Source organism: Micromonospora sp. NPDC005707 (assembly GCF_040631005.1).
In the GTDB taxonomy this organism is placed as follows: Bacteria; Actinomycetota; Actinomycetes; order Mycobacteriales; family Micromonosporaceae; genus Micromonospora.
Genome location: NZ_JBEXYR010000011.1, coordinates 48,457 through 71,006 on the forward strand (window position 1 = coordinate 48,457; position 22,550 = coordinate 71,006).

A 22,550-nucleotide genomic window follows, 5' to 3' on the forward strand; every position below is an offset into this window, starting at 1 on the left:
GAGCCCCACGGACCGGTGATCGGACAGTGACACGTATCGATGTAAGAGTCAACGGGACTGTCACATGACACAAAGCGGGACCGGCGTCGCCGGTCCCGCTTTTCCATTCACCTGTGGACATTCGGCCCGTGGGCCGGGTCCGCGCTCAGCCCTTGCGCAGCACCGCCAGGAACATCGCGTCCGTGCCGTGCCGCTGCGGCCACAGCTGGACCGTGGGGCCGTCCCCCAGCCCGGGCATGCCGGCCGGCAGCAGCGGGCGGGCGTCGACGAAGTCGACCGGGAAGCCGCACCGGCGGGACGCCTCGGTCACCGACACGTGCGTCTCCACGGTGTGCGGCGAGCACGTCACGTACGCGACCAGGCCGCCCGGCCGGGCCGCGCGCAGCGCGGCGGTCAGCAGCTCCCGCTGCAACCGGGTCAGCGGCGGCAGGTCCGACGGCTGGCGGCGCCAGCGGGACTCCGGCCGCCGGCGCAGCGAGCCCAGCCCGGTGCACGGGGCATCGACCAGCACCCGGTCGAAGTGCCCCTCCGGCAGCTTCGGATCGGCCCCGACCGTGCGCCCGTCGGTGTTCACCACGGTGACCGGCAGGCCCCGGGTCGCCTGGCTGACCAGCCGGGCCCGGTGCTCGGCGACCTCGACCGCGGTGAGCCGGGCGCCGCGCTCCGCGGCCAGGGCGCCGAGCAGGCCCGCCTTGCCGCCGGGGCCGGCGCACAGGTCGAGCCAGCGGCCGTCCGGGCCGTCCAGCGGCGCCACCGCGAGGGCGTTCGCCACCAGCTGGGAACCCTCGTCCTGGACGTGCGCGCGCCCCTCGGTCACCGCCGCCAGGTCACCCGGCGCGCCGCCGGCGAGGTAGACGGCGTACGGCGAGAAGGCGCCGGGCGCCCCGCCGACCTCGTCGGCCAGCGCCACCGGGTCGGCCAGCCCGGGCCGGGCGCACAGGTGCACCGGCGGGCGCTCGTTGTCCTCGATGAGCAGGCGGGCGGTCTCGCGCAGGTCACCGCCGAGCGCCTCGGCAAAGGCCCGGACGATCCACTGCGGATGGCTGTACGCCAGCGCGAGGTAGCCGATCGGGTCGGTCTCCTCGGACGGGGCGAGTTTCGCCACCCAGCCGTCGACGTCGCGGCTCGCCACCTCGCGGAGCACCGCGTTGGCGAAGCCGGTGGCCCCGGCCGCGACGGTCCGCACCAGGTCCACGGTGGACGACACGGCCGCGTGCGCCGGCACCCGGGTGTGCAGCAACTGGTAGGTCCCGAGCCGCAGCGCGTCCCGCACCGGCGGGTCGATCCGCTGCACGTCCCGGCCGGCCGCGTCGGTGATGATCGCGTCCAGGGTGCCGGTGTGGCGGAGCGTGCCGTAGGTCAGCTCGGTGGCGAAGGCGGCGTCCCGGCCGGTCAGCCCCTCGTCACGGAGCATCGCCGGCAGCACCAGGTTCGCGTACGCGTCGTCCCGGTGCACAGCCGCGATCGCCTGGAACGCGACGTGCCGAGGCAGGTCGACGGCCGGCCGGACCGGACGCCGGACGCCGCCGCGCCGGTCGGCGCCGAAACGCCCCTCGCGCGGCGGCCCGTCGCCCCGGCGTGCGGGGCGGTCGCCGCGGTCGCCGCGGTCGCGGGACCGTTCGCCGCCGGTGAACCGCCCGGCGTCGCCGGAGCGGCCGCCACGCGGACCGTCGGAGAAACGGCCGGGCTCGGCCGGCCCGGTCACGCGAGCACCTCGCCGGCGGCGACCCGGACGCCGCGCGCCCAGTCGCCGGCCGACATGGCCTTCTTGCCGGCCGCGCGCACCTCGCCGAGCCGCACCGGGACGGTGCCGGTGCCGGCCAGCACCCGCGACTTCTCGACCAGCAGCTCGCCGGGCTTCAGCTCCGGGCCGTCCGCCACCACGGTGACGGGGCCGAGCTTGACCCGGTCGCCCCGGAAGGTGGTCCACGGGCCGGGGGCCGGGGTGCAGGCGCGGATCCGGCGGTCCACCGCGAAGGCCGGGTCGGCCCAGCGGACCCGGGCGTCCTCGACGGTCAGCTTCGGCGCGAGGGAGACCCCGTCGGCCGGCTGCGGCTCGGCCCGGGCGGTGCCGGCCGCCAGCGCGTCGAGCACCGCGACCAGCAGCCCGGCGCCGGAGTGGGCGAGCCGCTCCAGCAGGTCGCCGGAGGTGTCCGCGGGCCGCACCTCGTCGGTGACGGTGCCGTAGACCGGGCCGGTGTCCAGCCCTTCCTCCAGCTGGAAGACGCTGGCCCCGGTCAGCTCGTCGCCGTGCAGCACGGCGTGCTGCACGGGCGCCGCGCCGCGCCAGGCGGGCAGGAGCGAGAAGTGCAGGTTGATCCAGCCGAGCCGGGGGATCTCCAGCGCCGCCGGCGGCACCAGCGCGCCGTAGGCGACCACCGGCACGCAGTCCGGGGCCAGCTCGCGGAGCCGGTCGAGGAACTCGGGCTCGCGCGGCCGCGCCGGGGTGAGCACCTCCACGCCGTGCGCGTCGGCCCAGGCGCCGACCGGGGAGCGGTGCAGGCCCCTCCCCCGGCCGGCCGGCGCGTCGGGGCGGGTGACCACGGCGAGCAGGTCGTGACCGGAGGCGGCGATCGCGTCCAGCGCGGGGACGGCGACGGCCGGCGTGCCGGCGAAGACCAGGCGCATCCGGGTCACCGCCCCAGGCCGAAGGGGTTGCCGGCGGCGTGCGGGCTGAGCTTGACGGTCGGCGGGGCGGCCTCGTCGTACCACTCGGCCTGGCGGATCGCCTTCATGGCCTCCTTGCGGCCGGCCGGGTCGAGCCGGTCGACGAAGAGCACCCCGTCGAGGTGGTCGGTCTCGTGCTGCACGCAGCGGGCCATCAGGCCGGTGCCGACGATCTGCAGCGGGTCCCCGTAGCCGTTGAAGCCCTTGGCGATGACGTTCTGCCGCCGCTTCGTGTCGAAGTAGAGCCCCGGGATGGACAGGCAACCCTCCGGGCCGTCCTGCTCCTCCTCATCGGGAAACTCCAGCACCGGGTTCACCAGGTGCCCGAGGACGTCGTCGACGTCGAAGGTGAACACCCGCAGGCCCACCCCGAGCTGCGGCGCGGCCAGGCCGGCGCCGCTCTGCTCGCGCATCGTGTCGGTCAGGTCGGCGATCAGCTTGCGCAGCTCGGCGTCGAAGTCGACGACCGGGTCGGCCGGCGTGCGCAGCACCGGGTCGCCGAACAGACGGATGGGCTGGACGGTCACGCGGAGTGGCTCCTTGTCTGGGACGGGTGGTGCCGTACCAGTCTACGGAGTCGATCCGGTCGCCCCGGCCGGCGTACCGCGATCGGTGACCGGCGACGCCTCGTCACCCACGGTGACCGGCAGCGTCGCGTATCCCCGCAGGGTGAGCCGGACCCGCCGCTCGCCCGGCCCGGCCAGGGCGAGGCCGGGCAGCCGGCGCAGCAGCAGGGGGAACGCCACCTGCGCCTCCAGCCGGGCCAGGCCCGCGCCGAGGCAGTAGTGCGGGCCGGCGCCGAAGGAGAGCGGGTGCACCTGCGGCCGCCACGGGTCGAACCGCTCCGGCTCCGGGTAGCGGCCCGGGTCCCGGTTCGCGGCGCCGAGCATCACGATGAGCCAGCTCCCGGCCGGCAGGTCCACGCCGCCGTGCCGGGTCGGTGCGGTGCTCATCCGGGAGGTGAGCTGCACCGGTGAGTCGTAGCGCAGCAGCTCCTCGACGTAGCCGGGCGCGAACTCGGGATGCTCCCGCAGCGCCGCCGCGTCGCGCGGGTGGTCGAGGAGCACCACGAGGCCGTTGCCGAGCAGGTTGGTGGTGGTCTCGAAGCCGGCCACCAGCAGCACGATCAGGTTGGCCAGCAGCTCGTCGCCGGAGAGCCGGTCACCGTCGGCCCTCATTCGGTCCGTAGCGCCGCCTCGCGGCGCGGAGGCCGAATTATGGCCGTCGGCGTCGTGGGCCTGCACGAGCGCGGTGGTCAGGTCGTCCGCCGGGGCGCGCCGGCGGGCCGCGACCAGCTCGGTGAAGTAGTCGCGCAACTCGCTCGCGCCGCGGTCGGCCACGGCCAGCTCCTCGGGGGTGATCTCCGGCTCCAGCACCCCGGTCAGGTCGGTGGCCCAGCGCCGGAACAGCGGCCGGTCGGCCGCCGGCACGCCGAGCAGCGCGCAGATCACCCCCACCGGCAGCGGGTACGCGAACTCGGCCATGAAGTCGACCGGCGCGCCCTCCCGGCCGCGGGCCAGTATCCCGTCGACCAGCCGGTCGGCCTGCGCCTCGACCACGTCCCGCATGGCGGCGATCCGGCGCGGGGTGAAGGCGCCGGCCGCCAGGCGGCGCATCCGGCTGTGGTCCGGCGGGTTGGTGCGCAGCATCGACCGGGAGATCGACAGGACCGCCGGACTCTCCCGCCAGCCCGGCAGGAACTGGTCGCGCAGGTCGTCGTCCATCACGCCGAACCGGGCGTCGCGGAGGATCGCGTCGGCCTCGGCGTAGCCGGTCACCACGTAGAAGACCGGGCCGGCCTGGACCACCGGGCCGTGCGCGCGCAACCGTTCGTACGTCGGGTACGGGTCGACCCGTCCCGAGGGCGACATGAGCAGCGCGAGGGCGTCAGCAGGATCCACGATCGGCCTCCCCAGGCATCGGAGACCTTCATCATGCTCCGGTCCGCCGGATCGGGCGATCCCGCCGCCGCGCCCGTGGGCCCGGTCAGGCGCCGGCGCCCGGCTCCCCGGCCAGCACCGCGCCCCCGCCCAGCAGGGCGTGCTCGGGCAGCGGCAGGGCGAGGCCGTGCGCGGCCTCCCAGTCGTGGATCAGGCTGGGCCGGGCCTGGGCGGCGAAGAAGTCGACCGCGCTCAGCCCGCCGACCACCGGCTCGTCGACCTCGGCGACCAGCCGGGCGGGGACCAGCGGGAAGCCGCTCTGGAGGGCGGCGCTGAGCCGGCGGTGGCCGTCGACCACGAAGAAGTACTCGCCGGTGTAGCCGATGGTCAGCGGCTCCAGGGCCTCGTCGCCGGACCCGGCCACCTCGCCGACGAACTCCGAGTCCCACAGCCCACGGAGGGTGGCGATGTCCTCGGTCGGGTAGACCCGGGCCGGGTCGAGCAGCAGCAGCGGCTGGCCGTCGCGCAGCACGTCCGCGCCGAGCCGCCCCTCGTAGACGTCGACGACGTGCTGGATCACCTGCTCGGGGGTGGCCCGGGTGGTGTCGCAGACCAGGTCGTAGTTGCGCAGGCGGGCCTTGTCGACGCCGTAGCGCACGATGAACCGGCTGCGCTCGCTCTCGCTGCGCTCGCGGAGCTTGGCCTTCGCCTCCTCCATCGAGGTGTAGCTCTCCGCCGGGCCGGACGGGCGGGCCAGCACCCGGCGGGCCGCCTCGGTCGGCTCGGTGATCATGTGCACCTTGAGCGCGTCGGTGAAGAAGTGCCAGGCCAGCCGGGAGTCCATCACCAGGCTCTCGCCCGACGCGGCGATGTCCCGCTGGAGCTGGTCGACGTAGCCGTCGACGGCCTGGTCCAGCTCGGCGTGCAGGTTGAGCTGCAGGGCGGTCATCTGCCGCTCCTGGGCCATCTGGCGGTAGAGGTCGCCGACGCTGACCCGGCGCAGGCCCAGCCGCTTGGCGATCTCGACGGAAACGGTGCTCTTGCCGCTGCCGAGGTCACCGTTGAAGACGATCGACTGACGAACGGTCACGACTGGTCCACCCCTGATCACCGGCTGATTGACATCATCGAATCCGCGTCGGCTCGACGCACTCCCGCTTTGCCGCGCCGCGCCCGGGAGCCGTCGTGCGCCTGGGCATGACGGGCGATGCTATCACGCGTCTTCCACCCATTTGCCGGACGCGGTGTGTGGCAAACCCCAGCTCACGACCGTACGCGACGGCCCGCGTGCGGCAGGTCACGGGCGGCGGGCGGGCTCAGAACAGGCTGAGCGGGTCGATCTGGAGCCGGACCGGATCCGCCGCCTTGCGGGCGCTGCGCTGCCCGGCGGCCGCGTGCAGCGCCCCGGCCAGGGCGGCGGCCCGGGCCCGGGGCACCCGGACCAGCATCCGCTCCCGCCCCTCGTCGGCCGGCACCGGGCCGAGCACCTCGGCGCCGTCCGGCAGCCGGGTGCCGGCCAGCAGGTCGGCCACCGCGTCGGCCACGCCGGTGACGCTGGCCATCCGCACCGCCGGCGGGAAGCCCAGCTCGCGGCGCTCGGCCAGCTCCCGGGTGGCGAACCACGCGGAGTCCCAGCGCAGCAGCGCCTGCACCGGCGCGAGGGCCCCGTCGGCGACCACCACCACCCGGCCGCCGGCCGGCCCGGGCCGGGCCAGCGCGGCGGCGGCCAGCCAGCGCCGCAGCGCCTCCTCCCCGGCCCGCAGGTCGGCCCGGGTGAGCAGGGCCCACGAGTCGAGCAGCAGCACCGCCCCGTAGCCGCCCTCGGCGACCGGTTCCGCCCCGGGGGTGGCGATCACCAGGCCCGCGCCGGCCGGCACGGTCGCCAGCACCTCCTCCCGCCCCGAGGTGCGTACCGGCACCCCCGGAAACGCGCGGCCCAGCTCCTCGGCGGTCCGCCGGGCGCCGGTGACGGACGCGCGCAGCCGCCGCCCGCCGCACTCCGGGCAGGCGTACGCGGCGGCGACCCGCCCGCACCAGCGGCAGGCGGGCACGCCCTCGGCCGACGGCAGGCCCAGCGGCCCGGCGCAGTGCGGGCAGCGGGCCGGGGCCCGGCAGTCGGCGCAGGCCACCGAGGGCAGGTACCCGCGGCGGGGCACCTGCACGAGCACCGGCAGGTCGGCACGGAGCGCGTCCCGGGCGGTGGTCCAGGCCAGGCTGGGCAGCCGGGCGGACGCGGCGCCGGGGTCCCGGGCCAAGTGCGGGTCGTCCCCGGTCGGCGCGATCGCCGGCATGCGGGCCCGTACCGTCGCCCGGTCGGCGACCACCTCGCGGGCCCAGCCGGTCTCCACCAGCAGCTGGGCCTCGGCGGTCCGGGCGTAGCCGCCGACGAGGGCGGCGGTCCCGCCGAGCTGGGCGCGGGTGAGCAGCACGTCGCGGGCGTGCGGGTAGGGCGCCCGGGGCTCGGCGTGCAGGTCGTCCCCGTCGTCCCACACGGCGACCAGGCCGAGCCGCTCGACCGGGGCGAACATCGCCGCCCGGGTGCCGATCACCACGGGCACGTCGCCGCGGCGCGCGGCGAGGAAGGCCCGGTAGCGGCGGGCCGGCCCGGCCGCCGCGGAGAGGCAGGCGTGCCGCCCGGGCCCGAGGACGGCGGTCAGGGCGGCGTCCAGGCGGTCCAGGTCCCGGGCGTCGGCCACCACGACCACGGCGCCCCGGCCGCCGGCCACGGTGGCCGCCACGGCGTCGGCGTACCGGTCGGCCCAGTCCTCGCCGGGCAGCGCGGACCAGACGGCCCGGGGCGCCCGGCCGGCGGTGAGGGCGCGCAGGAGGGCCGGCCCGGCCGGGTAGTCCCGCCAGCCGCGCGGGTCGACCGGCTCCGCGGCGTCCGGGCCGGCGTCTGCGGGCGCGGTCGCCGGGGTGGCGGCATCGGGCCCGGCGTCCGGGGGCGCGGTCACCGGGGTGGCGGCGTCCGGGCCGGCGTCGACGGGCGCGGTCGCCGCGGTGGCGGCGTCCGGGCCGGCGTCCGCGGGCGCGGTCGCCGCGGTGGCGGCATCGGGGCCGGGGCCGGTGCCCGGGTCGGCGGCGGCCGGCGGGGCGTCGGCGGCGGCCGTGTCGGTCGCCGTGACGTCCTTCTCGACCCGGGCGTGCCGGGGTGGGACGGCGAGCCGGAGCACGTCGGCGAGGCTGCCGGCGTAGCGGTCGGCGACCGCGCGGGCCAGCGCGGCCACCTCCGGCGCCAGCACCGGCACCGGGGAGACGACCTTCTCCAGGTACGCCAGCTTCGGGTGCGCGGACTCCGCGACGCGCTCCAGCAGCCAGCCGTCGACGAGCTGGCCGGCGAAGCGGACCTTCACCCGCACCCCGGGCCGGGCGTCGGCGTCCAGGGTGTCGGGAACCAGGTAGTCGAAGGGGCGGTCGAGGTGCGGCAGGGGCACGTCCACGCAGACGCGAGCGACCGGCGACCCCTCGGCGGGTCGCCGGTCGCCTCGCCTGGTGCCGGTCAGGCTCCCGCGGCCGACTTGAGGTCGGCGGCCCGGTCGGTGCTCTCCCAGGTGAGGTCCGGCAGCTCGCGGCCGAAGTGGCCGTAGGCGGCGGTCTGCTGGTAGATCGGGCGGAGCAGGTTGAGGTCCCGGATGATCGCGGCCGGGCGCAGGTCGAAGACCTCGGCGACGGCCTTCTCGATCGAGGCGACCGGCACGGTCTCGGTGCCGAAGGTCTCGATGAAGAGGCTCACCGGGTGGGCCTTGCCGATGGCGTACGCGACCTGCGCCTCGCAGCGCTCGGCCAGGCCGGCGGCGACCACGTTCTTGGCGACCCAGCGCATCGCGTACGCGGCGGAGCGGTCCACCTTGGACGGGTCCTTGCCGGAGAACGCGCCGCCACCGTGCCGGGCGTAGCCGCCGTAGGTGTCGACGATGATCTTTCGGCCGGTGAGGCCGGCGTCGCCCATCGGGCCGCCGATCTCGAAGCGCCCGGTCGGGTTGACCAGCAGCCGGTAGCCCTCGGTGTCCAGGCCGAGGCCCTCCAGCTCCGGGGTGATGACGTGGTCGCGGACGTCCGGCGTGAGCAGCGATTCGAGCGAGATGTCGGCCGCGTGCTGGCTGGAGACCACGACGGTGTTGAGCCGGACGGGGCGCAGCCCGTCGTACTCGATGGTCACCTGGGTCTTGCCGTCGGGCCGCAGGTAGGGGATCGTGCCGTCCTTGCGTACCTGGGCGAGCCGGCGGGCCAGCCGGTGGGCGAGCGCGATCGGCAGCGGCATCAGCTCGGGGGTCTCGGAGCAGGCGAAGCCGAACATCATGCCCTGGTCGCCGGCGCCCTGCGCGTCCAGCGCGCTCTCCGACGAGCCGGTACGCAGCTCGAACGCGTTGTCGACGCCCTGCGCGATGTCCGGCGACTGGGCGCCGATGGAGACGCTCACGCCGCAGGAGGCGCCGTCGAAGCCCTTCTTCGACGAGTCGTAGCCGATCGACAGGATGGTGTCCCGCACGATGGTCGGGATGTCGGCGTACGCCTTCGTGGTCACCTCGCCGGCGACGTGCACCTGGCCGGTGGTGATCAGGGTTTCGACCGCCACGCGGCTGTGGGGGTCCTGGGCGAGCAGTGCGTCGAGAATGCCGTCACTGATCTGGTCGGCGATCTTGTCCGGGTGGCCTTCCGTGACCGATTCGGACGTGAAGAGACGTGTCACGGCACTCCTAAGCATGTGAAGACTTTTAAAGGTCGCTCGGCGGCAGTTTAGTCACCGTGCTCCCAGGGTGACCCGGGGAACCGGAGAGTGACCAACCGTCAGGACCGCTCCGGCAGGCGGGCGACCACGAGGTCCCAGACGGCGTCGGCCAGGTCCTCCTTGGGCTGCTCGGGCATCCGGTGCACCGACCCGTCCGCCCCGATCACCGTGGCGGCGTTGGTCTCGGCCCCGAAGACCTTGTCCACGCCGACCTCGTTGATCACGATGAGGTCGGCGCGCTTGCGGGCGAGTTTGGCCCGGCCGTTGGCCTCGGCGTCGCCGGTCTCCGCGGCGAAGACCACCAGCACCTGCTCCGGCCGCCGGCGCCGGCCCAGCTCGGCCGCGATGTCCGGGTTGGTGACCAGCTCGATCGTGGGCGCGCTGCCGTCGTCCGACTTCTTGATCTTACCGGGCGCGTACGTCGCGGGGCGGAAATCGGCGGGCGCGGCGGCCATCACCACGGCGTCCGCGTCGGCGGCCGCCTCCAGGGTGGCCTTGCGCAGTTCCTCGGTGCTGCCCACCCGGACCAGGTCCGCACCGGCCGGGTCGGTGAGGGCGACGTTCGCCGAGACCAGGGTGACCCGGGCGCCCCGGGCCACGGCGGCGCGGGCGAACGCGTAACCCTGCTTGCCGGAGGAGCGGTTGCCGAGGAAGCGGACCGGGTCGAGCGGCTCCCGGGTGCCGCCGGCGGTGACCACCACGTGGCGGCCGGCCAGGTCGGCGGGGGCGGCGCCGCCGCGGGCCAGGGCCCGGCGGGCGACCGCGAAGATCTCGGCCGGGTCGGGCAGCCGGCCCTTGCCGGTGTCCTTGCCGGTGAGCCGGCCGACGGTGGGCTCGATCACCAGGACGCCGCGGGACCGCAGGGTGGCCACGTTGGCGACGGTGGCCGGGTGCTCCCACATCTCGGTGTGCATGGCCGGCGCCAGCACCACCGGGCAGCGCGCGGTCAGCAGGGTGTTGGTGAGCAGGTCGTCGGCGAGGCCGTGGGCGGCCTTGGCGAGCAGGTCGGCGGTGGTGGGCGCCACCACGACCAGGTCGGCGTGCTGCCCGAGGCGGACGTGCGGCACCTCGTGCACGTCGGACCAGACGTCGTCGGCGACCGGCTGACCGGAGAGCGCGGCCCAGGTCGGCGCCCCGACGAAACGGAGCGCCGACGCGGTCGGCACGACCCGGACCCGGTGACCCGACTCGGTGAAGAGCCGGAGCAGCTCACACGCCTTGTAGGCGGCGATGCCGCCACCGACCCCGAGGACGATCTCGGCGGCCATCGGCGCGGGCGGGGCTTACGGCTGGTCGGTCGGCTCGGCGGTGAGCAGACCCGCGTTGATCTCGCGCATGGCGATGGAGAGCGGCTTCTCCTGGGGGGTGGTCTCCACCAGCGGGCCGACGTACTCCAGCAGGCCCTCACCGAGCTGGCTGTAGTAGGCGTTGACCTGGCGCGCGCGCTTGGCGGCGAAGATGACCAGCGCGTACTTCGAGGTGGTCTTCTCGAGGAGCTCGTCGATCGGCGGGTTGGTGATGCCTTCGGGGTTGGCGATGGATCCCACGAATTAACCTCTGCGTCGTTGTGCACCGCCCGGGGGCGGTGGCCTCTCAACCGCTCGGGCGCGGTCGGGCCGGAGCCAGGAAGGAAGAACCGAGCAAGCCTACCAGCTCGTCGGCCGCGCGCTCGGTCCGGTCGTGCACGACGGCGTGTGCGAAGGCGGCCGCGACGGCCGGGTCCGGCCGGTACGCGGGCGGGGTGAGCAGCACCAGCCGCGCGTCCGGCGCCACGGCTCGGACGGCGAGCGCGCCCGGCAGGTCCAGCGGGAGCAGCACCGGCCGCCCCTCGGCGAGCCGGGACCGCACGCCCGCGCGCGGCACCCCGCGCCGGTACGGCCCGATCCGGCTCCACTCCAGCAGCTCGTCGGCCGCGACCATGCGGTCGAAGTCGCCCGCGTCGACGAAGAGCCGGTCGACGCCGTCCACCTCGCCGGGGCAGGCCGGCCGGGTGGTCACGGCCACCGGCACCCACACGGACGGAAAGCGCGCCCGGACCAGCTCGACGACACTCTCCCGGCCGGCTCCCGAAGGTCCGGCCAGGACAGTGAGCCGAGCCGCCGGGCGCGCCTCGTCATCCGTGCTCACCGCTTGTTTCTACACGGTGGGTCGTTCAGTTGGCGGCGAACTCTCCAAGCAGCGCCTTGCGCTGCTGCTCGCCCAGGCCACGCAGTCGGCGGCTGTCAGCGATCTTGAGCTTCTCCATGATCTGGGTGGCTCGGATCTTGCCGATGCCCGGCATCGCCTGGAGCACGGCCGAAACCTTCAGCTTGCCCACGACGTCGTCGGACTCGGCCCGCTCGAGGACGGTGGCGAGGGTGGTCTTGCCCTGCTTGAGCTGTTCCTTCAGCTCAGCACGGGCCTTGCGGATCTCCGCGGCCTTCTCCAGCGCGGCAGCGCGCTGCTCGGGGGTCAGTGACGGGAGCGGCACCAGTTCTCCTCAGGTCCCTAGTACGGCGGGCGGGGTGCACCGCCGCAGCTGTGAAACGTGGTGTCGCTGGCAACCAAAGGGGTCAGTGGTTCCCAGCGCGGGGAAAACTAGCGGTCAACGGCGTTTTCGGCAACGTGGGCGCGCGAAGATCAACGGAAAGTGACCGAGCCGTCAGTCAGTCACGCGTGGCCAGGGCGGCCCGACACTCGGCCAGCACGCGGTCGGTGGCGGCCAGCAGGGCGGCCTGGTCCGGCCCCGCGCCCAGCACCTCCCGGGAGTACGACGGCAGCACCGAGGGCAGGGCCGAGCCGAAGACGGTACGCAGGTCGGCGGCCGTCGCGCCCTGCGCGCCGAGCCCCGGGGCGAGCAGCGGACCGTTCACCGCGGTGAGGTCGTGACCGGTGTCACCGATCGTGGCGCCGACCACCAGCCCGAAGCTGCCGAGCGGCTCGGCACCCCGGTTGAGCTGGGAAATCTCGTCGATGACGGTCTGCGCCACGGTGCGCCCGTCGGCCCCGACGGCACGCTGCACGGCGGCTCCCTCGGGGTTCGAGGTGAGCGCCAGGACGAAGACGCCGCCGCCGTGCGCGGCCGCCAGCTCGAACATCGGCGCGAGCGAACCTACCCCGAGGTAGGGACTCGCGGTGACCGCGTCGACATACAGCGAGCTGGATGGATCGAGGTAGGCCGACGCGTACGCGCTGACCGTCGAGCCGATGTCGCCGCGCTTGACGTCGAGGAGAACGAGCGAGCCCGAATTTCGCAACTGTCGGATAGTTGACTCAAGAATTCCGACACCCCGGGACCCGAAGCGCTCGAAGAACGCCGACTGGGGCTTGACCACGGCCACCCGGTCGCCGATGGCCTCCACCACCGTCCGGCAGAACCGGTCGAGGCCCTCGACGTCGTCGGACAGTCCCCAGCGGGCGAGCAGCCCGGGGTGCGGGTCGATCCCCACGCAGAGCGGTCCCCGCTCGGCCACGGCCCGGTGCAGGCGGGCGCCGAAGGTCTCCATCGCGTCTCTCCCTCTCCTGGCGCGGCGTCGGGCCGCGTCGTGTCCGGCGACGGCGTCCCGCCGCCGGTCGTCCCGTCCGCCGGGCTCAGCCGGCCTTGACGGCCGCGGCCACGCCGGCCGCGATCCGCGCCACGTCCGCGTCGTCGCAGACGTACGGCGGCATGGTGTAGACGAGGTCCCGGAACGGGCGCAGCCAGACCCCCTGCGCCACCGCGGCGGCGGTCGCCCGGGGCAGGTCCACCTCGTGGTCGAGCTGCACGACGCCGATCGCGCCGAGCACCCGCACGTCGGTCACCCCGGGGGCGTCGCGCAGCGGCGCCAGGCCGGCCCGCAGCCCCTCGGCGATGCCCACCACCCGGCCGGCCCAGTCCCCGGCCCGCAGCAGGTCCAGGGAGGCGTTGGCGACCGCGCAGGCGAGCGGGTTGCCCATGAAGGTGGGGCCGTGCGCCAGCACCCCGTCGGCCGAGATGGCGCGGGCCACCTCGGGGGTGCAGAGCGCCGCGGCGAGGGTGAGGTACCCGCCGGTGAGCGCCTTGCCGACGCAGAGCACGTCCGGGGCGACCCCGGCGTGCTCTGCGGCGAACATGGTGCCGGTCCGGCCGAAGCCGGTGGCGATCTCGTCGAAGACCAGCAGGATCCCGTGCGCGCGGGTCACCTCGCGCAGCACCCGCAGGTAGTGCGGATTGTGGAAGCGCATCCCGCCGGCGCCCTGCACCACCGGCTCCACGATGACCGCGGCCAGCTCGCCGGCGTGCCGCTCGACGGCGTCCACGAGCGCCGCCTCGTACGCCGGGTCGGGCGGGGTGTCGAAGCCGGACGGTGGCACCGGCGCGAACACCTGCCGGGGCAGCACGTCGCCCCAGAGGTGGTGCATGCCCCCCTCCGGGTCGCAGACGCTCATGGGGTGGAACGTGTCGCCGTGGTAGCCGCCCCGCCAGGTGCCCAGCCGGCGGCGCTCCGGCCGCCCCAGGGCCCGCTGGTACTGCAGGCACATCTTCACCGCCACCTCGACGCTGACCGAGCCCGAGTCGGCCAGGAAGACGTGCTCCAGGCCGTCCGGGGCCAGCTCCACCAGGGTCCGCGCCAGGCGTACGGCGGGCTCGTGGGTGAGGCCGCCGAACATGACGTGGCTCATCCGGCCGAGCTGGTCGGTGACCGCGGCGTCCAGCACCGGGTGCCGGTAGCCGTGGATCGCCGCCCACCAGGACGACATCCCGTCGACCAGCTCCCGGCCGTCGGCCAGCCGCAGCCGTACGCCCTCGGCACTCTCCACGACGTACGGTGGGCTGGCCGGCGGCAGGGCCGCGTACGGGTGCCAGACGTGCCGGCGGTCGGCGGCGAGGATCTCCTCGGGCGTCACGGTTCTCCTTCGTGGTGTCAGCGCCGGGCGGCCGCCCGGGCCACCGACCGGACCAGGGCCGGGCCCCGGTAGATGAAACCGGTGTAGAGCTGGACGAGGCTCGCCCCGGCGTCGAACATCCGGGTCGCGTCGTCCGGGTCGAGGATCCCGCCCACGCCGATGACCGGCAGCCGGCCGCCGGTCTCGCGGTGCACGAAGGCGACCACCTCGCGGGCGCGGGCGGTCAGCGGTCGGCCGGAGAGGCCGCCGGTCTCCGCGCCCCGCTCCCGGTCGGCCGGGGCGAGCCCGTCGCGGGCCAGGGTGGTGTTGGTGGCGATCACCCCGGCCGCGCCGCGGTCGAGGCAGACCTCCAGCAGCTCGGCGACGGCCGGCTCGGTGAGGTCGGGGGCGATCTTCACGAGCACCGGCTTCTCCCCCACCAGGGCCGCGAGCAGCGCGTCCAGGTGGGACCGGTCCTGGAGGGACCGCAGCCCCGGGGTGTTCGGTGAGGACACGTTGACCGCGAAGTAGTCCCCGTGCCCCTTCAGCGCCCGGTAGGAGGCCAGGTAGTCCTCGACGGCGTCGTCCAGCGGGGTCACCTTGGACTTGCCGAGCGAGATGCCCAGCGGTACGCCGAGCGGGCGTGGCAGCGCCGCCAGCCGGGCCGCGAGGGCGTCGGCGCCGGCGTTGTTGAAGCCCATCCGGTTGACCACGGCCTCGCTGTCGGGCAGCCGGAACAGCCGGGGCCGGGGGTTGCCCGGCTGGGCGTGCGCGGTGACGGTGCCGACCTCGACGAAGCCGAAGCCCAACGCCGGCCAGGCGGGCAGCGCCACCCCGTTCTTGTCCATCCCGGCCGCCAACCCGACCGGATTGGGGAACTCCACCCCGAACACGGTCCGCGGCGCCCCCCGGAAGTACCGCGCCCGCAGCGCCCCGAGCACGGCCGCCCGCCGAGCCACGGAGGAAAGCCGCGCCAAGGTCCACTCGTGCGCCACCTCGGCGTCCCCACCCCCGATCCGAAACAACCGAGGCCGCACGACCTTCTCGAAGATCACGCCCGCCTCCCCGGCCCGACCGCGTTGATCATGAAGTTATCGCCCCGACACGCCGACGCGCCGGACAACAACTTCATGATCAACGGCAGCGGGGCTGTCACTCGCCGGCCCGGAGGGCGGCGTGGAGCTCCTGGAGGGGGCGGACCCGCATGTCGCCCCGGATCCTCGCCTCGATGCCCATTACCGCCGCTGCCGCGCCGGGCACCGTCGTGACGCAGGGGATGTCCGCCGTCACGGCGGCGCTGCGGATCTCGTAGCCGTCGGAGCGGGCGCTCGCGCCGGAGCCCTGCGGGGTGTTCACCACCAGGGCCACGTCGCCGCCGAGGATCAGCGAGACGGCGTCCTCGCCCTCGCCCGACTCGTAGTGCTTGCGGATCTGCTCGCAGGCGATGCCGTGCCGGCGCAGCACCTCGGCCGTGCCGGTGGTGGCCACGATCTCGAAGCCCAGGTCGGCCAGGCGCTTGATCGGGAAGATCATGCCGCGCTTGTCCCGGTTGGCCACCGAGACGAAGATCTTCCCGGCGGTCGGCAGCGACCCGTACGCGGCGGACTGCGACTTGGCGAAGGCGTGCCCGAAGTTGGTGTCGATGCCCATCACCTCGCCGGTGGACTTCATCTCCGGGCCGAGCAGCACGTCGATGCCCTTGCCGGACGGCGTGCGGAACCGCTTGAACGGCAGCACCGCCTCCTTGACCGCGATCGGGGCGTCGGCGGGCATGGTGCCGCCGTCACCGGTGGGCGGCAGCATCCCCTCGGCGCGCAGCTCGGCGATGGTGGCGCCGAGCGCGATCCGGGCCGCCGCCTTGGCCAGCGGCACCGCCGTGGCCTTGGAGACGAACGGGACCGTCCGGGAGGCGCGCGGGTTGGCCTCCAGCACGTAGAGCGTGTCGCCCTGGAGCGCGTACTGGACGTTGAGCAGGCCCTTCACCCCGACCCCGCGGGCGATCTCCTCGGTGTAGCGGCGCACCTGGGCCAGGTGCGAGCCGGCCAGGGTGATCGGCGGCAGCGCGCACGAGGAGTCGCCGGAGTGGATGCCGGCCTCCTCGATGTGCTCCATCACGCCGCCCAGGTAGACCGCGCCGTCGGCGTCGACCAGGGCGTCCACGTCGATCTCGATGGCGTCGTCGAGGAAGCGGTCCACCAGCACCGGGTGGTCCGGCGAGATGTCGGTGGCCCGGCCGATGTAGTCGCGCAGGGTGGCGTCGTCGTAGACGATCTCCATGCCGCGGCCGCCGAGCACGTACGAGGGCCGCACCAGCACCGGGTACCCGATCTCGTCGGCGATCGCCTTGGCCTCGTCGTACGAGGTGGCCATGCCGTGCGCCGGGGCGCGCAGCCCGGCCCGGGACAGCACCGCGCCGAACGCGCCGCGCTCCTCGGCCAGGTGGATCGACTCCGGGGAGGTGCCGACGATCGGCACGCCGGCGGCCTTGAGCCGCTTTGCCAGGCCGAGCGGGGTCTGCCCGCCGAGCTGCACGATCACCCCGACCACGCCCGGACCGCCGGCCGCCTTGCCGGAGGAGTCCTCGGCGTGCCAGACCTCCAGCACGTCCTCGAAGGTGAGCGGCTCGAAGTAGAGCCGGTCGGCGGTGTCGTAGTCGGTGGAGACGGTCTCCGGGTTGCAGTTGACCATCACCGTCTCGTAGCCGACCTCCCGCAACGCCTGCACGGCGTGCACGCAGGAGTAGTCGAACTCGATGCCCTGCCCGATCCGGTTCGGCCCGGAGCCCAGGATGAGCACCTTCGGCCGGTCCGAGGGCCCGACCTCGGTCTCCTGGTCGTACGTCGAGTAGTGGTACGGCGTGGTCGCCTCGAACTCGGCCGCGCAGGTGTCCACTGTCTTGTAGACCGGCCGGATGCCGAGCCGGTGGCGCAGGGTGCGGACGCCGTCCTCGGCCGCCAGCTCGGGGCGCAGCGCGGCGAGCTGCCGGTCGGAGAGGCCGGCCCGCTTGGCCCGGCGCAGCAGCTGGGCGTCGAGCACCGGGGCGTCGACGATCTCGGTCCGCAGCTCCACGAGCGCGGCGATCTGGTCCAGGAACCAGGGGTCGATGCCGCCGGACGCCTCGGTCACCTCGGCGATCGACGCGCCCAACCGCAGCGCCCGCTCGACCGTGTAGATCCGGCCGTCGTGCGGCATCCGCAGCGCGGCGAGGGTGTTCTCCCTGGTGGCCCCCGCCGGGTCCGGGGTGGTCCAGAAACCCGACGACTTGGTTTCCATCGAGCGCATCGCCTTGTTCAGCGCCTCGGTGAAGTTGCGCCCGAGGCTCATGGCCTCGCCGACCGACTTCATGGTGGTGGTCAGCTCCGGGTCCGCGCCGGGGAACTTCTCGAACGCGAACCGCGGGATCTTCACCACCACGTAGTCCAGGGTCGGCTCGAACGCCGCCGGGGTCTTCAGGGTGATGTCGTTGGGGATCTCGTCGAGGGTGTAGCCGATGGCCAGCTTGGCGGCGATCTTGGCGATCGGGAAGCCGGTGGCCTTCGACGCGAGCGCCGAGGAGCGGGACACCCGCGGGTTCATCTCGATCACGACGATCCGGCCGTCGGCCGGGTTCACCGCGAACTGGATGTTGCAGCCGCCGGTGTCGACGCCGACCTCGCGGAGCACCGCGATGCCCAGGTCACGCAGGCGCTGGTACTCCCGGTCGGTCAGCGTCATGGACGGGGCCACGGTGACGCTGTCGCCGGTGTGCACGCCCATCGGGTCGACGTTCTCGATCGAGCAGACCACCACCACGTTGTCGTGGCGGTCGCGCATGAGTTCGAGCTCGTACTCCTTCCACCCGAGCACGCTCTCCTCGATGAGCACCTCGTGCACCGGGCTGGCGGCCAGGCCGGCCCCGGCGATCCGGGTCAGGTCCTCGTCGGTGTGCGCCATGCCGGAGCCCAGGCCGCCCATGGTGAACGACGGCCGGATCACCACCGGCAGGCCCAGCTCCCCGACGGTGTCGCGGACCTCGTCCATCGAGTGGCAGACCCGGGAGCGGGGCACCAGCGACGACGGGTCGTCCAGCCCGAGGCGTACGCCGGCCTTGGCCACGATGTCCTTGAACAGCTGGCGGTCCTCGCCCCGGTTGATGGCGTCGATGTTGGCGCCGATCAGCTCGACGCCGTACTTCTCCAGGACGCCGGCCTCGTGCAGGGCGACCGCGGTGTTCAGCGCGGTCTGCCCGCCCAGGGTGGGCAGCAGCGCGTCGGGGCGCTCCTTGGCGATGACCAGCTCGACGAACTCCGGGGTGATCGGCTCGACGTAGGTGGCGTCGGCGAACTCGGGGTCGGTCATGATCGTGGCCGGGTTGGAGTTGACCAGGCTGACCCGGATCCCCTCGCTGCGCAGCACCCGGCAGGCCTGCGTGCCGGAGTAGTCGAACTCGCAGGCCTGGCCGATGACGATCGGCCCGGAGCCGATGACCAGGACGTGCTTGAGGTCGGTCCGCTTAGGCATCCGTGCGCCCCTCACTCTGCTTCCGGTCGGGGCCGCGGCCCTCGATCAGCTCGGCGAAACGGTCGAAGAGGTAGTCCGCGTCGTGCGGGCCGGCCGCCGCCTCGGGGTGGTACTGGACGGTGAAGGCGGGCACGTCCGTGGCCCGCAGCCCCTCGACCACGTTGTCATTGAGGCAGACATGGGAGACCTGGACGCCGCCGAACTCGGTGTCGATCACCTGGTCGGGGACGACCGCCCCGGCCTGCGCGCCCGGCACCTGGACGGCGAAGCCGTGGTTGTGGCTGGTCACCTCGACCTTGCCGGTGGCCCGGTCGAGCACCGGCTGGTTGATGCCGCGGTGGCCGTAGCCGAGCTTGTAGGTGCCGAAGCCGAGCGCCCGGCCGAGGATCTGGCTGCCGAAGCAGATGCCGAACAGCGGGATCCGCCGGCCTAGCACCTCCCGCGCCAGGGCGACCGGCCCGTCGGCGGTGGCCGGGTCGCCCGGCCCGGGCGAGAAGAAGACCGCGTCCGCGCCGGTGGCCAGCAGGTCCTCGATGCGGGAGCCGGCGGGCAGCACGTGGGTGGTCACGCCGCGGGCGGCCAGCCGGCGCGGCACGTTGCGCTTGATGCCCAGGTCGAGCGCCGCGACGGTGAACCGGTGCTCGCCGACCGCCTCGACGACGTACGGCTTCTCGGTGGTCACCTCCGCGGAAAGGTCCGCGCCGACCATCTGCGGCGCGCGGCGGACCCGGTCGAGGAGGGCGACCGGGTCGTCGTCGATGCTGGAGATGCCGACCCGCATGGCGCCCCGCTCGCGCAGGTGCCGGGTGAGCGCCCGGGTGTCCACGCCGCTGATGCCGACCACACCCTCGGCGGCGAGCCGGTCCTCCAGCCCGCCCGTGGCCCGCCAGTTGGAGCCGATCCGGGCCGGGTCGCGCACCACGTAGCCGGCCACCCAGATCCGGCCGGACTCGTCGTCCTCGCCGTTGACGCCGGTGTTGCCGATGTGCGGCGCGGTCTGCACCACCACCTGGCGGTGGTAGGAGGGGTCGGTGAGGGTCTCCTGGTAGCCGGTCATGCCGGTGTTGAAGACCGCCTCACCGAAGGTCTCCCCGACGCTGCCGTACGCCTCGCCGTGGAACGTGCGCCCGTCCTCCAGGACGAGGATCGCGCTTCTGCGCTTCGCCATTACTTGACAGCCTTTCCGTCCAGGACCGTCGGCTCGCCGCGCAGGAAGGTCGCCACGATGCGACCCGGCAGCGTCATGCGGGCGTACGGGGTGTTGCGACTGCGGCTGGCCAGCTCCGCCGGCTCGACGACCCGGCGGGCGGCCGGGTCGACCAGGGTCAGGTTGGCCGGCACGCCGGGGGCCGGGTCGAGGCCGTGGGAGTCCAGCCCGGCGATCCGGGCCGGGGCGCGGGACATCCGCTCGGCGATGAGGTCCCACTGCGGCCCGAGCACGTCCAGCGCGATGGAGAGCGCCGTCTCCAGACCGAGCATGCCCGGCCGGGCGTACGCCCACTCGCACTCCTTGTCCTCCACGGCGTGCGGCGCGTGGTCGGTGGCGACGATGTCGATCACGCCCTCGGCCAGGGCCGCCCGCAGCGCGGCGACGTCGGCGGCGGTGCGCAGCGGCGGGTTGACCTTGTAGACCGGGTCGTAGCTGGCGGCCTTCTCGTCGGTGAGCAGGAGGTGGTGCGGGGTCACCTCGGCGGTGACCTTCACCCCCCGGGCCTTGGCGTGCCGCAGCACCTCGACGCTGCCCGCCGTGGAGACGTGGCAGATGTGCAGGCGGCTGCCGACGTGCTCGGCCAGCAGCACGTCGCGGGCGATGATCGCCTCCTCGGCGACCGCCGGCCAGCCGGTCAGCCCGAGCCGGGTGGAGACCTCGCCCTCGTGCATCTGGGCGCCCTCGGTGAGCCGGGGCTCCTCGGCGTGCTGGGCGATCACCCCGTCGAACGCCTTGACGTACTCCAACGCCCGGCGCATCAGCTTCGGGTCGGCGACGCAGTGTCCGTCGTCGGAGAAGATCCGCACCCGGGCCGCCGAGTCGGCCATCGCGCCCAGCTCGGCGAGCCGCTCGCCGGCCAGGCCGACGGTGACCGCGCCGATCGGCTGCACGTCGACCAGCCCGGCCTCCCGGCCGAGCCGCCAGACCTGCTCGACCACGCCGGCCGTGTCGGCCACCGGCGAGGTGTTCGCCATGGCGCAGACCGCCGTGTAGCCGCCCAGCGCCGCCGCCCGGGAGCCGGACTCCACGGTCTCGGCGTCCTCCCGGCCCGGCTCGCGCAGGTGGGTGTGCAGGTCGACCAGGCCGGGCAGGGCCACCAGGCCGGTGGCGTCGAGCACCGTGGCGTCGGGCGCGGCCAGGCCGGCCCCGGTCTCCACCACGACGCCGTCGCGGATCAGCAGGTCGGTCGGCGCGGCGCCGACCACACTCACGTTCCTGACCAGGTACGCGGTCACCGGTTGTTCCCTCCGAGCAGCAGGTAGAGGACGGCCATCCGCACGGAGACCCCGTTGGCGACCTGTTCGACGATGGTGGAGCGGGGCGAGTCGGCCACCTCGGGCGTGATCTCCATCCCCCGGTTCATCGGGCCGGGGTGCATGACGATCGCGTGCTCCGGCAGCCGGCGCATCCGCGGCCCGTCCAGCCCGTAGCGGCGGGCGTACTCGCGGGCGGAGGGGAAGTAGGAGTCGTTCATCCGCTCCCGCTGCACCCGCAGCATCATCACCACGTCCACACCGGGAAGAACGGTGTCGAGGTCGTAGGAGACGTCGGTGCCGGGTGCCAGTGCGGGAGAGATGTCGACCGGGATGAGGGTCGGCGGGCCGACCAGGGTGACCTTCGCGCCCAGGGTGGAGAGCAGCAGGACGTTGGAGCGGGCCACCCGGGAGTGCAGCACGTCGCCGACGATCGCCACGTGCAGGCCGTCCAGGCGACCCAGCCGGGACCGCATCGTGTAGGCGTCCAGCAGCGCCTGGGTGGGGTGCTCGTGGGTGCCGTCGCCGGCGTTGACCACCGAGCCGTCCACCCAGTTGGCCAGGCGGTGCGGGGCGCCGGAGGCGGGGTGCCGGACGACCACCGCGTCGGCGCCCATGGCCTGGAGGGTGAGCGCCGTGTCCTTCAGGCTCTCGCCCTTGGTCACGCTGGAGCCCTTGGCGGAAAAGTTGATCACGTCGGCGCTGAGCCGCTTGGCGGCCGCCTCGAACGAGATCCGGGTCCGGGTGGAGTCCTCGTAGAAGAGGTTGACCACGGTCCGGCCGCGCAGCGCCGGCAGCTTCTTGACCTCGCGGCCGGCGACCGTGGCCATCTCGGCCGCGGTGTCCAGGATCCGGGTGGCGGTGGCCGCGTCCAGGTCGGCCCCGGAGAGCAGGTGACGGATCATGCGGCGCCTCCGTGCAGCCGGACCTCGTCCGCGCCGTCCGTCTCGGCCAGGGTGACCTTGACGCTCTCGGCGAGCGCGGTGGGGATGTTCTTGCCGACGTAGTCGGCGCGGATCGGCAACTGGCGGTGCCCCCGGTCGACCAGGACGGCGAGCTGCACCGAGGCCGGGCGGCCGACGTCGCTGAGCGCGTCCAGGGCGGCCCGCACGGTGCGGCCGGAGAAGAGCACGTCGTCGACGAGGACCACCCGCCGGCCGTCGATCCCGCCCGGGGGCAGGTCGGTGGGGCCGACCGCGCGGGTGGCGTGCCGGCGCAGGTCGTCGCGGTAGAGCGTGATGTCGAGCACCCCGACCGGGACGGTCACGTCCTCGAAGGTGCTGATCCGGGCGGCGAGGCGCCTCGCGAGCGGGACCCCGCGGGTGGGGATGCCGAGCAGCACGGTGTCGGCGGCGCCCTGGGTCTTCTCGAGGATCTGGTGGGCGATGCGGTCGACCACCCGCGACACGTCGGCGGCGGCGAGGATGACCTTCACCGAGGGTTGTCGCGGCGGCGACGGGTGGGCAGCCGGTGGGTAGGCCACGGCG

At 74.4% G+C, this 22,550-nt stretch carries 19 protein-coding genes; all 19 read right to left on the minus strand.

The window, feature by feature from the left end; translation table 11 throughout:
* Positions 1-145: 145 nt before the first annotated feature.
* Entirely contained in the window at positions 146-1,705 is a 1,560-nt protein-coding gene (locus ABZ452_RS22205) for a transcription antitermination factor NusB (RefSeq protein WP_357945984.1), read from the minus strand.
* The gene (gene fmt / locus ABZ452_RS22210) at positions 1,702-2,628 is read right to left on the minus strand and encodes a methionyl-tRNA formyltransferase (protein ID WP_357946313.1); all 927 of its coding nucleotides are present in this window, start codon (positions 2,626-2,628) and stop codon (positions 1,702-1,704) included. Before fmt ends, ABZ452_RS22205 begins: the two co-directional genes overlap by 4 nt.
* A gap of 5 nt (positions 2,629-2,633) precedes the next feature.
* Complete coding sequence (gene def / locus ABZ452_RS22215) at positions 2,634-3,194, minus strand: peptide deformylase (protein WP_091263792.1); 561 nt, start codon at positions 3,192-3,194, stop codon at positions 2,634-2,636.
* Between the two features lie 42 nt (positions 3,195-3,236).
* Positions 3,237-4,568, minus strand: coding sequence for a cytochrome P450 (locus ABZ452_RS22220; RefSeq protein ID WP_357945987.1), 1,332 nt, complete (start codon positions 4,566-4,568; stop codon positions 3,237-3,239).
* Positions 4,569-4,653: 85 nt separating this feature from the next.
* Positions 4,654-5,637 (minus strand): AAA family ATPase, encoded by a 984-nt coding sequence (locus ABZ452_RS22225; protein ID WP_357945990.1) that lies wholly within the window; start codon positions 5,635-5,637, stop codon positions 4,654-4,656.
* 226 nt (positions 5,638-5,863) lie between these two features.
* Positions 5,864-7,987, minus strand: coding sequence for a primosomal protein N' (locus tag ABZ452_RS22230; protein WP_357945993.1), 2,124 nt, complete (start codon positions 7,985-7,987; stop codon positions 5,864-5,866).
* Positions 7,988-8,046: 59 nt separating this feature from the next.
* Entirely contained in the window at positions 8,047-9,237 is a 1,191-nt protein-coding gene (gene metK / locus ABZ452_RS22235) for a methionine adenosyltransferase (RefSeq protein ID WP_357945996.1), read from the minus strand.
* Positions 9,238-9,335: 98 nt separating this feature from the next.
* Complete coding sequence (gene coaBC / locus ABZ452_RS22240) at positions 9,336-10,544, minus strand: bifunctional phosphopantothenoylcysteine decarboxylase/phosphopantothenate--cysteine ligase CoaBC (protein ID WP_357945998.1); 1,209 nt, start codon at positions 10,542-10,544, stop codon at positions 9,336-9,338.
* A 15-nt stretch (positions 10,545-10,559) separates the two neighbouring features.
* Positions 10,560-10,823, minus strand: a complete 264-nt coding sequence (rpoZ, locus tag ABZ452_RS22245) for a DNA-directed RNA polymerase subunit omega (protein ID WP_007075826.1) — start codon at positions 10,821-10,823, stop codon at positions 10,560-10,562.
* Positions 10,824-10,869: 46 nt separating this feature from the next.
* On the minus strand, positions 10,870-11,403 hold the full coding sequence (locus ABZ452_RS22250) for a guanylate kinase (RefSeq protein WP_357946000.1): 534 nt from the start codon (positions 11,401-11,403) through the stop codon (positions 10,870-10,872).
* Between the two features lie 25 nt (positions 11,404-11,428).
* Positions 11,429-11,746, minus strand: a complete 318-nt coding sequence (gene mihF / locus ABZ452_RS22255) for an integration host factor, actinobacterial type (RefSeq protein WP_013285515.1) — start codon at positions 11,744-11,746, stop codon at positions 11,429-11,431.
* Between the two features lie 175 nt (positions 11,747-11,921).
* Positions 11,922-12,761 (minus strand): orotidine-5'-phosphate decarboxylase, encoded by an 840-nt coding sequence (gene pyrF / locus ABZ452_RS22260; RefSeq protein WP_357946003.1) that lies wholly within the window; start codon positions 12,759-12,761, stop codon positions 11,922-11,924.
* An 85-nt stretch (positions 12,762-12,846) separates the two neighbouring features.
* Positions 12,847-14,121 (minus strand): adenosylmethionine--8-amino-7-oxononanoate transaminase, encoded by a 1,275-nt coding sequence (locus ABZ452_RS22265; RefSeq protein ID WP_357946005.1) that lies wholly within the window; start codon positions 14,119-14,121, stop codon positions 12,847-12,849.
* A 17-nt stretch (positions 14,122-14,138) separates the two neighbouring features.
* Positions 14,139-15,155 carry a quinone-dependent dihydroorotate dehydrogenase gene (locus ABZ452_RS22270; protein ID WP_357946007.1) on the minus strand — a complete coding sequence of 339 codons (1,017 nt, stop codon included), beginning with the start codon at positions 15,153-15,155 and terminating at the stop codon, positions 14,139-14,141.
* A gap of 97 nt (positions 15,156-15,252) precedes the next feature.
* Entirely contained in the window at positions 15,253-18,600 is a 3,348-nt protein-coding gene (gene carB / locus ABZ452_RS22275; protein ID WP_357946009.1) for a carbamoyl-phosphate synthase large subunit, read from the minus strand.
* Positions 18,593-19,768 carry a glutamine-hydrolyzing carbamoyl-phosphate synthase small subunit gene (carA, locus tag ABZ452_RS22280; RefSeq protein WP_357946012.1) on the minus strand — a complete coding sequence of 392 codons (1,176 nt, stop codon included), beginning with the start codon at positions 19,766-19,768 and terminating at the stop codon, positions 18,593-18,595. Before carA ends, carB begins: the two co-directional genes overlap by 8 nt.
* Complete coding sequence (locus tag ABZ452_RS22285) at positions 19,768-21,045, minus strand: dihydroorotase (protein ID WP_357946014.1); 1,278 nt, start codon at positions 21,043-21,045, stop codon at positions 19,768-19,770. Before ABZ452_RS22285 ends, carA begins: the two co-directional genes overlap by 1 nt.
* Positions 21,042-21,968: an aspartate carbamoyltransferase catalytic subunit gene (locus ABZ452_RS22290; RefSeq protein ID WP_357946017.1), complete on the minus strand. Its 927-nt coding sequence runs from the start codon at positions 21,966-21,968 to the stop codon at positions 21,042-21,044. Before ABZ452_RS22290 ends, ABZ452_RS22285 begins: the two co-directional genes overlap by 4 nt.
* Complete coding sequence (pyrR, locus tag ABZ452_RS22295) at positions 21,965-22,546, minus strand: bifunctional pyr operon transcriptional regulator/uracil phosphoribosyltransferase PyrR (RefSeq protein ID WP_357946019.1); 582 nt, start codon at positions 22,544-22,546, stop codon at positions 21,965-21,967. The genes ABZ452_RS22290 and pyrR overlap by 4 nt, the downstream gene beginning before the upstream one ends.
* Positions 22,547-22,550 lie beyond the last annotated feature (4 nt).